The 13970-nt window shown below is 64.4% G+C and carries 10 protein-coding genes and 1 pseudogene; 3 read left to right on the top strand and 8 right to left on the bottom strand.

All coding sequences use genetic code 11. The features are described 5' to 3' along the window. Positions 1–500 precede the first annotated feature (500 nt). From msrQ to clpB, 4 genes are all read right to left on the bottom strand, one after another. A complete protein-coding gene (gene msrQ, locus CBW24_RS01570; RefSeq protein WP_097372461.1) occupies positions 501–1109 on the bottom strand; it encodes a protein-methionine-sulfoxide reductase heme-binding subunit MsrQ in 609 nt (202 codons plus the stop codon). Positions 1110–1177: 68 nt separating this feature from the next. Further along, the gene (msrP, locus tag CBW24_RS01565) at positions 1178–2095 is read right to left on the bottom strand and encodes a protein-methionine-sulfoxide reductase catalytic subunit MsrP (RefSeq protein WP_097374083.1); all 918 of its coding nucleotides are present in this window, start codon (positions 2093–2095) and stop codon (positions 1178–1180) included. 106 nt (positions 2096–2201) lie between these two features. After that, entirely contained in the window at positions 2202–3704 is a 1503-nt protein-coding gene (locus CBW24_RS01560; RefSeq protein ID WP_097372460.1) for an FMN-binding glutamate synthase family protein, read from the bottom strand. Positions 3705–3858: 154 nt separating this feature from the next. Then, complete coding sequence (gene clpB, locus CBW24_RS01555; protein WP_097372459.1) at positions 3859–6474, bottom strand: ATP-dependent chaperone ClpB; 2616 nt, start codon at positions 6472–6474, stop codon at positions 3859–3861. A gap of 280 nt (positions 6475–6754) precedes the next feature. Here clpB and CBW24_RS01550 point away from each other — a divergent pair, with 280 nt between their 5' ends. The 3 genes from CBW24_RS01550 to CBW24_RS01540 all read left to right on the top strand — a co-directional run bounded on the left by CBW24_RS01550 (position 6755) and on the right by CBW24_RS01540 (position 8849). Continuing rightward, entirely contained in the window at positions 6755–7015 is a 261-nt protein-coding gene (locus CBW24_RS01550) for a hypothetical protein (protein ID WP_088662914.1), read from the top strand. Between the two features lie 80 nt (positions 7016–7095). Beyond that, entirely contained in the window at positions 7096–7809 is a 714-nt protein-coding gene (pyrF, locus tag CBW24_RS01545) for an orotidine-5'-phosphate decarboxylase (RefSeq protein WP_088662915.1), read from the top strand. A gap of 29 nt (positions 7810–7838) precedes the next feature. Continuing rightward, positions 7839–8849 carry an SDR family NAD(P)-dependent oxidoreductase gene (locus tag CBW24_RS01540; protein ID WP_097372458.1) on the top strand — a complete coding sequence of 337 codons (1011 nt, stop codon included), beginning with the start codon at positions 7839–7841 and terminating at the stop codon, positions 8847–8849. Positions 8850–8852: 3 nt separating this feature from the next. Here the strand turns inward: CBW24_RS01540 and CBW24_RS01535 are convergent, their stop codons facing one another. From CBW24_RS01535 to CBW24_RS01520, 4 genes and pseudogenes are all read right to left on the bottom strand, one after another. Continuing rightward, entirely contained in the window at positions 8853–10043 is a 1191-nt protein-coding gene (locus CBW24_RS01535; protein WP_097372457.1) for a TIGR03862 family flavoprotein, read from the bottom strand. 145 nt (positions 10044–10188) lie between these two features. Continuing rightward, positions 10189–10794, bottom strand: a pseudogene (locus CBW24_RS01530) (3'(2'),5'-bisphosphate nucleotidase CysQ); the annotation flags it as partial. 13 nt (positions 10795–10807) lie between these two features. Beyond that, a complete protein-coding gene (locus tag CBW24_RS01525) occupies positions 10808–12154 on the bottom strand; it encodes a TldD/PmbA family protein (RefSeq protein ID WP_097372456.1) in 1347 nt (448 codons plus the stop codon). 123 nt (positions 12155–12277) lie between these two features. Further along, on the bottom strand, positions 12278–13834 hold the full coding sequence (locus CBW24_RS01520; protein WP_097372455.1) for a DUF2125 domain-containing protein: 1557 nt from the start codon (positions 13832–13834) through the stop codon (positions 12278–12280). Positions 13835–13970 lie beyond the last annotated feature (136 nt).

The raw sequence follows: 13970 nt of genomic DNA, 5'->3' as shown, positions 1-13970 counted from the left end.
CAAAGACAGTGAAGCTGACACTCTATCATCGGCCGAAGCCTAAGAGCGTGATACACAGACGTTGATCCATCGAATGAACCAAACCGCCCGCATATCTCTTCAGATACCAGCAATGTCAAAGAGCCAGAGACAATATCAACCGAGATGCGCCCTAACTTGAACGGCGCGCCCCGCCTCAACTGTCTCTATTTTTCCGCCTCGTCTGCGACCGTCCGTTTCCGTCTCAGCCGCCCCGTCTGGCGTCCCGTTGTGCGCCTCAGCGCCGCCGGTGAGGGGCTATCTACGGATACCCGACCAACCTCGCAACCCCTTTCTGCGACTTCCGTCAGAAAAATGACATGAAATATCGAAAGTCGTTAGAAATCAGATGGATACACGGGGCAGAAATTTCAGGCTTCTGTGGAACCAACTTGGGCTGCCCCAGGGGCATCCGCCTCGATATCCGGAATCAGGGGGCCGATTCCGGCCAAATTCGCGACTCGCAGCCCGAATCCGGGGGCTCAACGAGTCGGTTTTCGCCGATTTGGGACGAGTCGCACGGCTAGGAGAGCCAGAATCGCGCCGAGATAGAGGATCGGTTCGATCTGCAGCCCTTTGCGCAGGAGGATGAAGTGCACGGCGCCCAGAATCGCGGTCGCGTAGACGAGCTTGTGGATCTGGCGCCATTTGCGCCCCAGCTTGCGGATCGACCAGTTGTTGGAGGTCACGGCCAGAGGGATCATCAGCGCGAAACCGATCATGCCGATGGTGATATAGGGACGCTTTACGATATCCGCCCAGATCTGGCTGAGCAGCTGCACGTCCAACAGCAGCCAGATCAACAGGTGCCCCACAATATAAAAGAAGCACAAAAGCCCGAGCGCCCGGCGATAGCGGATCAGGTTGATCCCGGCGAAGCGGCGTAACGGCGACACGCAGAGAGATGCGATCAGCAACCACAGTCCCCATAGACCCATCTGGTGTTCCATCACCTTTACCGGGTCGACGCCGAGGTTGCCTGTCACCCCTTGCCAGAACAGCCATGCCGGCGGCACCGCGCCAATGATGTAGAGCGGCCACGCGGGCAGCTTGCGCGTGGCGCGGTTGATAGGGTCCGCAAATGCGGTCATCGGCAGGCTCCGGACGTCTTAAGGGAAGATAGAAGAAAGGCCCGGGCAATGCCGGGCCTCATCGAAGGTCAGAAGTTTTCGGACAGGTCCATGCCCTCATAGAGGGAGGCCACATCCTGTTCGTAGCCATTGAACATCTGCGTCTCCTTGCGCTTGGCAAAGATACCGCCGCCAATGGGGCGCTCGGTGGCCTGACTCCAGCGGGGGTGATCCACCTGCGGGTTCACATTGCTATAGAAGCCGTATTCCCGCGGGTTCGCTATGTTCCAGCTTGTGGGGGGCATCTCGTCGACAAGCGAAATGCGGACGATCGATTTGATCGACTTGAACCCATACTTCCATGGGACGACCAGCCGGATCGGCGCGCCGTTCTGTTTCGGCATTGGCTCGTCATAGATCCCGGTCGCCATGATCGTCAGCGGGTGGCGCGCCTCGTCAAGTCGCAGCCCCTCGCGGTAGGGCCAATCCAGAACGGGGAAGCGGACGCCGGGCATTTCGTCGGGACGAAGCGCGGTTTCGAACGCGACATATTTGGCACCCGACTGCACGCCGACCTTATCCAACAGATCGGCCAGTTCGAATCCGCGCCACGGAATGACCATCGACCACGCCTCGACACAACGGAAGCGGTAGATCCGCTCCTCCTCCGTCATGCCGTCAGTCAGATCGGCAAGGGAGTAATCGCCCGGCTTGTCGACAAGCCCGTCCACCTTCACCGTCCACGGATCAATGGTCAGGGTATCGGCGTTCTCGGCCGGGTCGGACTTGCCGGTCCCGAACTCGTAGTAGTTATTATAGGTGCTGATTTCCTCGAAGCTGTTCGGCGTCTCGTCCGTCGAATAGCCCTGCGCGCGGGCAAGACCCGGGGCAAGCAGCCCCGCGCCCAGCATCATGCCGCCGCCGGTCATGATCTGGCGCCGATTCAGGAACAGAGATTTCGGGGTGACGTCAGCCCGCGTCAGGTCGTTTTTCCAGCGTCCAGCCATGATCTTCTCCATTGGGTATGGGCAGAGTAACGGATCTTCGCTGAAACAGGTTTCAACAGCACGTCAGTGAGGCGTGAAACAGCGCCGCTTCTGATCCCGCGCGCCCTCATGATCCGGCAGGCGGGGACCAACTGGGCAGGATACGGTTCATGGGGATCGAGTCGCCGCCCGGCTGCACGATCCGCACATGCCGCCGCCGCATCAGGCGCGGCTCGGCCACGCCGACAGAATGGGCGATGGTTTCGACTTCCTTCATGACGTTCTGCGCGTATTGCGCCACCTTCAGATCCTTGTCGGTGACGACAAGCCCGCGCTGCAATTGCGGATCGTGGGTGGTGATCCCCGTGGGGCAGGTATTGCGGTTGCACTTGAGCGCCTGAATGCAGCCCAGCGCGAACATGAAGCCCCGCGCGGAGGTGACGAAATCCGCGCCAGCCGCGACCGCCCAAGCCACATCGCCGGGATTGACCAGCTTGCCCGCCGCGATCATGCGAATGCGATCTTTCAGCCCGTGTTCGTCGCGCAGGTTGGTGAGCAACGGCAGCGCCTCGCGGATCGGGGTGCCGACCAGATCCATCAGCGGCATCGGTGCAGCCCCAGTGCCGCCCTCGCCGCCGTCGATGGTGATGAAGTCCGGCGCGCTTTCGGGACCGCGCTCCACGATGAGTTCAAAGAACGGGCGATAGACTTCGGCCTCCCCGATCACCGTCTTGAAACCCACAGGCTTGCCGGTCACGTCCCGCACCCGTTTGATCAGGTCAAGAAGCTCGCCGAAATCGTTGACCTCCCGGTGGCGGTTCGGGGAAATCCCGTCCTCGCCCAGCCGCAGGCCACGGATCTCCGCGATTTCGGGGGTGATCTTTGCGGCGGGCAGGATGCCGCCCTTACCGGGCTTGGCCCCTTGCGCCAGCTTGATCTCAAACATCTTCACCTGCGGATGGGCGGCGACCTGCGCCAGCTTCTCATCGCTCAGGTTGCCCTGCTCGTCGCGCACGCCGAATTTCGCGGTGCCGATCTGATAGACAAGATCCGCCCCACCTTCGAGATGGAACGGCGACAGCCCGCCTTCGCCGGTGTTGAGCCAAATTCCGGCTTTGGCCGCCCCCCGGCTCAATGCCTGCACGGCGGGCTTGGAAATGGCGCCAAAGGACATGCCCGAAATGTGGAAGATTTTGTTGGTAGTATATGGCTCGCGCGCGTGAGGGCCGATGGTCATCGCCTCGGTCGAGGCGAACTGATCGTCGAGCGGCGGAAAGGCGGCGTTGACGAAGATCGGCGTGCCGACCTCGCTGATCTTGCGCGTGGAGCCAAAGGCAATGGTGTTGCCCTTGTTGTCCGACGCCCGCGCGATCCAGTCCCGCTGTGCGCGGTTGAACGGCATCTCCTCGCGATCCATCGCAAAGAAATACTGCCGGAAGAATTCGCCCAACGAAGTAAAGAGATGCCGAAACCGGCCCAGCACCGGATAGTTGCGCCGGATCGCGTCACTGCGCTGGGACCGGTCGATGAGGAACATCACTACCAACGCCAGAACGCCCAGACCCAGAGCCAGCACGAAAATCAGTGCCAGCATTTCCAGCGTCCAGCTGACCCAACCCGCATTCTGCATGGCGTGCCTTTCCGGTTCGTTCCGTGCTGGGCCGACACTGGCCACCCACCGTCAGGGACGCAAGCCGAAACTCCCCCCGGCCCGTGGATAAAAAAGGCCCGCCGACAGCGCGGTCGGCGGGCCTTCGTCAAGATTGGGGCAGGCTGCGCCGCGCTTAGTGCACGACCGCATCCTGCGGGGGCGTCCGGTCGGATTTACCGACGCGGTCCCCGATCAACAGACCCTCCGGTCCGGCGGTGACGGTCACGGTTTCCCCATCGGCCACCTCACCGGCCAGCAGCATCTCGGCCAACTGGTTCTGCAGAGCGCGCTGGATCACACGCTTCAGCGGCCGCGCCCCGAACACCGGATCATAGCCCTCATCCGCCAGCCACTGGCGGGCGTCTTCGGACAATTCCAACCCGATGTTGCGTGCGGCGAGCCGCTTGCGCAGCCGTCCCAGCTGAATGTCCACGATCCCATCCATGTCCTCCCGGCCCAGCCGGTCAAAGATGATGGTTTCGTCCAGACGGTTCAGGAACTCGGGCCGGAAATGGGCGCGCACGGCATCCATCACGTCCCGCTTGGCCTGCGCCGGGTCGGCCCCGTCGGGCATCTGGCTCAGCGCTTGCGCGCCAAGGTTGGACGTCAGCACGATCAATGTCTGCTTGAAGTCCACCGTGCGGCCCTGTCCGTCGGTCAATTGACCATCGTCGAGCACCTGCAACAGCACGTTGAACACATCGGGATGCGCCTTCTCGACCTCGTCGAACAGCACGACCTGATAGGGCCGGCGCCGCACCGCTTCGGTCAGGACACCGCCTTCGTCATAGCCGACATAGCCCGGCGGGGCACCGATCAGGCGAGAGACGGCGTGTTTCTCCATGAATTCGCTCATGTCGATCCGCACCATCGCGCTGTCATCGTCGAACAGGAATTCGGCCAAGGTTTTGGTCAACTCCGTCTTGCCGACGCCCGTGGGCCCAAGGAAGAGGAAGCTGCCCAAAGGCCGCGCTTCATCGTTCAGACCTGCCCGCGCTCGGCGCACCGCGTCCGACACGGCACGCACCGCCTGCCGCTGCCCGATCACCCGGCGACCCAGCTCCTGCTCCATGCGCAGCAGCTTATCGCGCTCGCCCTCCAGCATCTTGGAGGTCGGGATGCCGGTCCAACGCTCGACCACTTGCGCGATCTGTTCGGGGCGCACGGCTTCCTCGACCATCACGTCGCCGTCTGCGGCTTCGGCCTCGGTCAGCTCCTTGGCCAGCTGCGGGATCACGCCGTAGCTCAGCTCCCCGGCCTTGGCCAGATTGCCTTCGCGCTTGGCGATTTCCAGATCCGCGCGGGCACGGTCCAGCTGCTCCTTCAGGTCGCGGGCGCTTTCCAGCTTATCCCGCTCGGACTGCCACTGTGCCGTCATTTCGGCACTGCGCTCCTGCAACTCGGCCAGTTCGCGCTCCAGCTTCTCCAGCCGGTCGACGGAGGCACGGTCGTCCTCCTTCTTCAGCGCTTCGGCTTCGATCTGCAATTGCAGGATCTGCCGTCCGAGCTGGTCCAGCTCTTCGGGTTTGCTGTCCACTTCCATCCGCAACCGGCTCGCGGCCTCATCCATCAGGTCAATGGCCTTGTCCGGCAGGAACCGGTCGGTGATGTAGCGATGGCTGAGCGTTGCCGCAGCGACCAGCGCACTGTCAGAGATCCGCACGCCGTGGTGCAGTTCGTATTTCTCCTTGATGCCGCGCAAGATCGACACGGTGTCTTCGACCGTGGGTTCTTCCACCATCACCGGCTGGAATCGGCGGGCCAGCGCTGCGTCCTTCTCGACATATTTACGATATTCATCGAGCGTGGTCGCGCCAACGCAATGCAACTCCCCACGGGCCAGCGCAGGTTTCAGCAGGTTCGAGGCATCCATCGCGCCATCGGCCTTACCCGCACCGACAAGCGTATGCATCTCATCGATGAACAAGATCACCTCGCCCGCAGCGGCGGTAACTTCGCTCAGGATGGATTTCAGCCGTTCCTCAAACTCACCACGGTATTTCGCGCCCGCGATCAGCGACCCCATGTCGAGCGCCAGCAGCCGCTTGTTGCGCAGGGATTCCGGCACGTCGCCGTCAACGATACGCAAAGCGAGACCTTCGGCAATCGCGGTTTTACCCACGCCCGGTTCCCCGATCAGAACGGGATTGTTCTTGGTCCGGCGCGATAGCACCTGCATGGAGCGACGGATTTCCTCGTCGCGGCCAATGATCGGATCGATTTTGCCCTGCTCGGCGGCCTCGGTCAGATCGCGCGCATATTTCTTTAGCGCCTCATACCCATCCTCGGCCGACGCGCTGTCAGCCGTGCGGCCCTTGCGCAGATCGTTGATCGCACCGTTCAGCTTCTGCGCCGTGACCGCGCCCGCATCCAGCGCCTGTTTGGCCCCCGAACGCACCACCGCTAAAGCGGTCAGGATGCGTTCGACCGGCACAAAACTGTCGCCTGCCTTGGTCGCGATCTTTTCGGCCTCGTCCAGCACCTTCGCGGTTTGCTGGTCAAGGTAGGTCTGCCCGGCATCGCCAGTCACTTTCGGGATTTTGGACAATGCCCCATCGAGCGCCTCGACCACCCGATCCGGAGCGCCACCGGCTCGCTTGATCAGGTTGGAGGCAAGCCCTTGGTCGTCATCCATAAGAGCCTTCAGCAAATGCTCGGGGGCCAGTTTCTGATGGCTTTCCCGCATGGCGATCGTCTGCGCGGCCTGAAGGAATCCGCGCGACCGCTCCGTGAACTTTTCCATGTTCATCGGTCGTCTCCTTTGGTTCAGCACCCGTGACCGCAACCACCTGACATGCAGCGTGTTTCCGTATCGGGCCTATGGCATGGAAATGGGGATCGAAGACCCGTCTGACAAGTCGGCGCATTTGCGCTTTCACGCCTTCAGCACGCATCCGTGATGCAAAAACTTCGGAACTTATCCACAAGTGTGCAGCGTTTACTTGGCAAGAGCAAAGAAACCAAACGATGCAAAACCGTGTTCTGACCGCCACAATGCTGGCAGGACCACGCATCTGGGAGACCGAGACATGAGCATTTACCAGACCCGCATTCTGCACGCCCGTCGTGACCGCGATTTCGGTCGGGTCGAGGCACAGGTTGAAATCATCACCCATGACGGACCGGGCGTTCCCGCCGCGAGCCGCAAGCTGCTGGTCAGCGTGCCCGATCACGCCAAGGGCCGGCTGCGCACCCGCGTTGCCCGCGAAGCGGAGCGCCTGAGCGAACACTTCCGCGCCCATGAGCGCGCGCGCACCATTGCACAGGCCGCCCGCACTGTCGCTGCCTGACGAGCCTCACGCCTCCTGCAGGCTTGACCTCTTCCCCTTGCCCGCCCAAGGAAGGACGAGATCAAGCCGCAGGAGTTTTCATGTCCCATCCCAACAATGCCGCCGCCGATGACCGTTTGATCGTCGCGCTCGATGTCGCCGACGCCCATACCGGCATGACACTGGCAGAGCGGATCGGGGACGCGGTGTCGTTCTATAAAATCGGCCTTGGAATGCTGACCGGTGGCGGTCTCGCACTTGCCAATGAGCTAAAGACCGAACACGGCAAACGCATTTTCCTTGATATGAAGCTGTTCGATATCGGCGCGACGGTAGAAGCCGCCGTGCGCGGACTGTCGCGCTTCGATCTCGATTTTCTCACTGTTCATGGCGATCCGCATGTGGTGCGCGCTGCTGCCGAGGGCAAGCGCGGCTCCGAGATGAAGATCCTTGCCGTCACCATCCTCACCTCTCTCGACCGTGCCGATCTGGATGCGGGCCTCATCAAACCGGGCGACATGACCGATCTGGTGCAGGAACGCGCGGGACTGGCGCTTGCCGCCGGTGCGGATGGCGTCATCGCATCTCCGCAAGAGGCGGCGCTGATCCGCGCCCTGCCCGAAGCGACCGGCAAACTTATCGTCACGCCCGGCGTGCGTCCTGCTGGCGCGGCGCTAGGCGATCAAAAGCGCGTCGAAACCCCTGCCACCGCCATCGCCAGCGGCGCGGATCACATCGTTGTCGGGCGCCCGGTCTGGCAAGACAGCGATCCCCGCGCCGCCGCGCAGGCTATTCGCGACGAACTGCGCGGCTGACGCGCCCACCATCGGCAGGAGTATCCCCTATGCCCACCGCTCTCGTCACCGGCGCCGCCGGTTTTATTGGTCAGGCGACGTGCCGCAGGCTTCTTGCCGATGGCTACCGGGTGATCGGGCTCGACGCGATGACCGACTACTACGATGTGGCGCTGAAGGAACGGCGCGAAGCAGCGCTGCTGCAATCCGCGGATTACCGGTCAATCCACGCCAAGGTCGAAGATGACGGCCTGCTGATGTCGCTTTTTGCCGAAGAAAAGCCCAATGTCGTGATCCACCTCGCGGCACAGGCCGGGGTGCGCTACTCCATCGATCAGCCGCGCTCCTATCTGGAAAGCAACATCGCGGGCACATTTGAGTTGCTGGAAGCCGCGCGGGCGCATCCGCCCCGGCACATGCTGATCGCGTCGACCTCCTCCGCCTATGGGGCCAATACAGCCATGCCCTATGTCGAAACGGTTAAAGCCGATCACCAGATGTCGTTCTACGCCGCCACCAAAAAGGCGACGGAGGCGATGGCGCACAGCTATGCGCATCTTTACGATCTGCCGATCACGATGTTCCGCTTCTTCACCGTCTACGGCCCGTGGGGTCGGCCTGACATGGCGCTGTTCAAGTTCACCAAGGCGATCCTCGAAGGCGACGCCATCGACGTCTACAACCACGGCGACATGAAGCGCGACTTCACCTATATCGACGATTTGGTGCAGGGCATCCGCCTGCTGGTCGATGCCGCCCCTATCCGGCCTAAGGATGGCGTGGTGGCCGAGGATGACAGCCTGTCGCCCGTCGCACCGTGGCGCGTGGTCAATATCGGCAATTCCGAGCCGGTACAGTTGATGACCTTTATCGAAGCGATCGAGCAGGCAACCGGCCAGACGGCAGAGAAAACCATGCTACCGATGCAGCCCGGCGACGTGCCCGCAACCTGGGCCGACACGACGCTGCTGGAGCGGCTCACCGGCTATCGTCCGCAAACCAGCGTCACCGAAGGCGTGCGCCGATTCGTCGATTGGTATCGCGACTACTACCGGGTCTGATCCTTAGGCGGGCGCGTTGGCCTCCAGCCACGCCGCCGCGCCCTGCCCCGCCCATGCGCCTGTCGCGAAACACGCGCTCAGCAGATAGCCCCCCGTCGGGGCTTCCCAATCCAGCATTTCGCCCGCCGCAAAGGTGCCGGGCCGGGCGCGCAGCATCAGGTTGCTGTCCACCCCGGCCCACGCCACCCCGCCAGCGGTCGAAATCGCCTCATCCAGCGGGCGCGGCCCGGCCAGCGGCACAGGCAGCGCCTTGGCCAGCTGCGCCAGCGCTCGCGGATCGTCGGGCAATGGACGGGCGAACTCATTCAGCAGCGCCACACGGACGGGGTCGAACCGCGCGGCTTTGCGCAGGTGATTGGCAAAGCTCGCTTTGCCGCGCGGGCGCGACAGCCGCTCGGCCAGTGCACTAACTGTGAGATCTGGCGCAAGGTCGAGCGTCAATTCCGCGCCATCGCGTAGATCCCGCGCCACGGCGTAAATCCCGCCGCCTTCCACGCCACGGGCCGAAATCACGAATTCTCCGCGATGCGCGGTGCCCTTCACCACAAGCGCGGCGCCTTTCACCGGCTGGCCGAAATGCCGTGCCATGTGATCGGACCACGCCACCCTGAACCCGCAATTCGCAGGTGCGAACGGGGTCAGCGGCACGCCCTCCGCCGCCAACAGCTTGGCCCATGTCCCATCCGACCCCAGCCGCGCCCAGCTTGCGCCGCCGAGCGCCAACACCGTCGCATCCGCGCGCCGCGTTACCGGGCCGTCGGGCGTGTCGAACTGACAGGCGCCATCGGCCCACCCCGTCCAGCGCCAGCGCCGGTGCACCACGACGCCCGCCGCCTGCAACCGCGCAAGCCATGCCCGCAGCAAGGGCGAGCCCTTCATCGCAACGGGAAACACCCGGCCTGTCGTGCCGGTGAATAGCGGCTGTCCCAGATCCTCTGCCCATTTGCACACATCGTCCGGGCCGAATGCATCCAGCATCCCTGCCAGCGGCACCGCCGTCTCCGCATAAGCTGCGCGAAAGGCGTCCTGCGGCTCGGCTTTGGTCAGGTTCAGCCCGGATTTTCCCGCCATCAGGAATTTGCGCGCGGGCGAAGGTTTCGCCTCCGCCACCTCGACCGCATGTCCGGCGCGAGCCAGCACCTCCGCCGCCATCAACCCGGCCGGTCCGGCCCCGATCACCAGCGCCTGCGCCACCGGCTATAGCCGATCCATCAGATCGGCATGCAGGGCCGCTGATGCCGCGATCAGCCCATTGGTGCAGCCTGCCACCGAATTGAACGCCACCGGCCCCGCCGGTGCGATCGGTCACGACAGCCCCGGCCTCGGAACACAGCAGCACGCCTGCGGCAATGTCCCATTCCCATGTCGGACGGAAGGTCATCATGCCATCGTAGCGCCCCTGCGCCACCAGCGCGAGCCGGTAGGCCAGAGACGGTCGGGAATGGCGGCTCACCTCGGGCACACCACCGGGCCAATATTCCGACGCGAACACGGCGCGATGCGCCAACAGGCGATTGCGGCCCTCGCCCGCCCGGATCGGGGCGCCGTTCAGATATGCGCCGCCGCCCCGCGTCGCGGTGAACATCCGCTCCAGAGCGGGCAGATACACCACCCCTGCCACCACCTGCCCGGCCTCGACCACCGCCAACGAATGCGCCCACGCATCATCGCCCCGGGTAAAGGCGCGGGTGCCGTCGATGGGGTCGACGATGAACAACCGTTTCGAGGCCATCCGGGCAGCGCGGCGGTCCGCGTCATCTTCGGTCTCTTCCGACAGCCAGCCGTGATCGGGGCACGCGCCCAGCAGCCGGGCGCGCAGCATCACATCGCATTCCAGATCGGCCTCTGTTACCGGGCCTTGGCCATCGCCCTTGTCCCAGACCCTATGATCCGACCGCCAATGCCTGAGCGAGATGTCTCCCGCCGCGCGCGCCGCATCGACCAACAGGGCGAGCGTGTCACTCTCCGGCAAGGGTCAGCCCTTCGACCAGAAGCGACGGCACCACCCGCATCAGATGCGTGCGCGCATCATTGGCCGGGCGGATCGTTTTCAGCATGTCCTTCAGGTTGCCCGCGACGGTGCATTCATTGACCGGATAGGCGATCTCGCCATTCTCGATCCAGAACCCGGAAGCGCCGCGAGAATAATCCCCCGTGGTCGGGCTGATGGTCGAGCCGATCATCGACGTGATGAGCAGGCCAGTGCCCATTTCGGCCAGCAGGTCGGCCTGACTCTGCGCGCCTTGGGTCAATGTCAGGTTGGACACCGACGGGCTGGGCGGCGCCCCGGTGCCGCGCCCAGCGTTGGCGGTGCTGTCCATGCCCAGTTTGCGCGCGGTGGCGAGATCGAGCACATAGCGCCGCAGCACGCCGTTCTCGACGATCGCGCTGCGGCGTTTGGGCAGGCCTTCGCTGTCAAACAGACGCGAGCCGCCGATGCGCGGGCGCAGCGGGTCTTCGATCAGGTCAATGCCGTCCGGCAGCACCTGCGCGCCCAGCAGATCAGCCGCCCAGCTCGACCCGCGCGCCACGGCTGCACCATTGATCGCGCCCACGAGGTGGCCGATCAGACTTGCCGCCACGCGTTCATCGTAGATCACCGGATAGGCGCCGGTCTTGGGGCGCCGGGCGCCAGCGCGGGCCACAGTCCGTTCCGCGGCGATGCGGCCAATCTCCTCGGCGCTCAGCAGATCCTCGCGATGGGCGCGCATATCACCGTAGTAATCGCGCTCCATCTTCGTGCCTTCGCCGGTGATCGCCACGACCGACAGCGCATGATCGGTGCGCGCCCATCCAGCGGCAAAGCCGTTGCTGGCCGCCAGATGGATCTGCCGCGCTCCATAGGCGGCTGAGGCCGATTGCACCTGCGACACGCCGTTGACCGCCAGTGCTGCGGCTTCTGCTCGGGCCGCTGCGTCTTGCAGATCGGCGGGGGCTGGCTCCGCCCCGTGATCCACCAGATCAAGCCGCGTGCTGTCCAGATCCTGTGCCAACTGCGCCGGATCGGCCAGACCCGCACCGGGGTCTTCGGGCGCTTCGCGCGCCATCGCCACCGCGCGCTCGGCCATTTCCCGCATCACGTCAGGCGACAGATCCGAGGCCGAAACGCATGCCTGCCGCCGCCCGATCAACACGCGCAGCCCGATATCGACGCCCTCGGACCGCTCTGCCTGCTCCAACGCACCGGCGCGCACATCAATGGATTGCGACGTGCCCTCAACTGCGATTGCATCGGCTCCCTCGGCCCCCGCCGCGCGGGCAGCGTCGAGCAGGGCGGAGGTGAGGGTCTCGAGCGAACGGGCCATCGGCGCACTCCTGGAACAGCTTGCCCCGGACCGGGGCGGGTCGATCAGGAGCTAAGCCAGCGACCGCCCCCATGCAAGGGCAGCCGCGGATCGGTTGCCGGACCGCAGCACTGACGGAGCGCGCTATTTGATGCGCTGCCCGTTGGCCAGCACATGCCCCTGCTCGTTGATCGTGATTTCGGACACCAGCGCATCGGGGCCATCGCCGGGGCGGGTAAACATGCCGGTCATCAAGCGGATGCCCATCGCCTGATCGGCGGGGACAAAGCCCATCAGCGTCAGATTATCAAGCAGCGCATTCCCCCCGATCAGCGACAGGTTCAGCGTGCCTTCGGGCGCGGGCATGCCGGGGAAACTTTCCATATCGTCACTGTCGAACGTGAACGCACCCGCACCGCTCAATGTCGCGCCGATGGCATCGACCAGCAATTCATCGATGCTGAGCCTCTCAATCTCAGCTGGCATTTCGCTGGCCTCGCCTGCGTCTGCAACGGCGGCGCTGTCGAACATGTCGACCAGCCAGCGCGCCGCGCCCGACAGGCTAAGCGCGACCGTCGCGGGCTCTCGTGGCAGCACTTCGCCCGGATCGAACAGGTTCCAGACGCCATTGCTGACCGTCAGCCCGCGCAGCGCTGTCGTCAACTGCACCGGCTGCGGGGTCTCCGTCGGGGTCAGCGGCATCGCCACGGTCGTATCCAGTTCGGCAAAGCCGACGCTCACCTCCGGCAGCGGCATCTGACTGCCCGAAAACGTTACCGCCAGATCGGATTGCTGTGCCCGGTAATCCAGCGCCTCCCGATTCAGCGCCAGCGACAGACCGCCCGCCCGCGCGGAGCCAGACATATCGAACTGCTCCGCACCGGTCATGCCGATCTCAAAGGTCGCGGGACCATGCAGCACCGATCCTTCGGTGGCGAACCCAGCAGCCAGCATCGAGGACAGGTCCGCTTCCGCCGCGCCCTCGCCCGTCGTGAGCGAGGTCGACGCGACATCCGCCACGCTCAACGCCATGCGTATACGGCCCGGCCCATCGGGGTTGGCAAAATCCATATCCAGCAGCGCCTGCCCGGCATTGAGGGTGGAGCTGACGACCGCCTCGGCCCCTGCGCCGATGCTGTGGGTGCCTGACAGGCCCCGCAGCCCTGTGCTCAGGCTGCCGTCCATCGGCGCGCCATCGACGACCAGCCGGGTCAGCGCCATATCCACCTGCGGTGCGGCATAGGTGTAGGCCACGCTTCCCGGCTGGCTTGCACCTGCATCCGTAGGCTCGGCGTCGCGCGCCTCCAGCATCATGTCGGGCGCGGTCACCTCCAGCATCGCGTCGAACCGGCCACCACTTTCGACCGGGCCACCCACCAGCACAATATAATCGGGCGGCAACTCGAACCGCACTGACCCATCGCCTGTCTCGACCAAGGTGATGTCGCCCAAGGCGGAGCGCACGGTCAGTTCCTCGCTCGTGAGCAGGTAATTCACACCGTATAGTGCCAGCCGCCCGGAGCTTCGCCGTTCGTTCTCCACGTCGATGATGACACCGGACCGGGCGGCGGCGTCGCGCCAGCCGTTCCATGCCTCGTCAGCGGTCAGGGCCAGCGCGGTGCCCGGCGACAGCAACAGACACCCGCCGCAGATCAGGCCCCACCGGCGGGACAGGGCGGGCGCGGAGCGGGGTCGGGGCATGGGTGGTCTCCCTCGGGGATACGGGCTGCGGAAATCTCATGCGCAGCTTCCCGCCCGGCGCGTGCGCGGTCAAGCCATTGCCGCAGAGCGCGACCGCCGGGATGGGGTTTCACCCTGCGGGAGGCTCAGCTATCGA

Source organism: Pacificitalea manganoxidans (genome assembly GCF_002504165.1).
GTDB classification, from domain to species: domain Bacteria; phylum Pseudomonadota; class Alphaproteobacteria; order Rhodobacterales; family Rhodobacteraceae; genus Pacificitalea; species Pacificitalea manganoxidans.
Note: the sequence above shows the minus strand (reverse complement) of the source record. Positions and strands in the feature narration are given on the sequence as shown.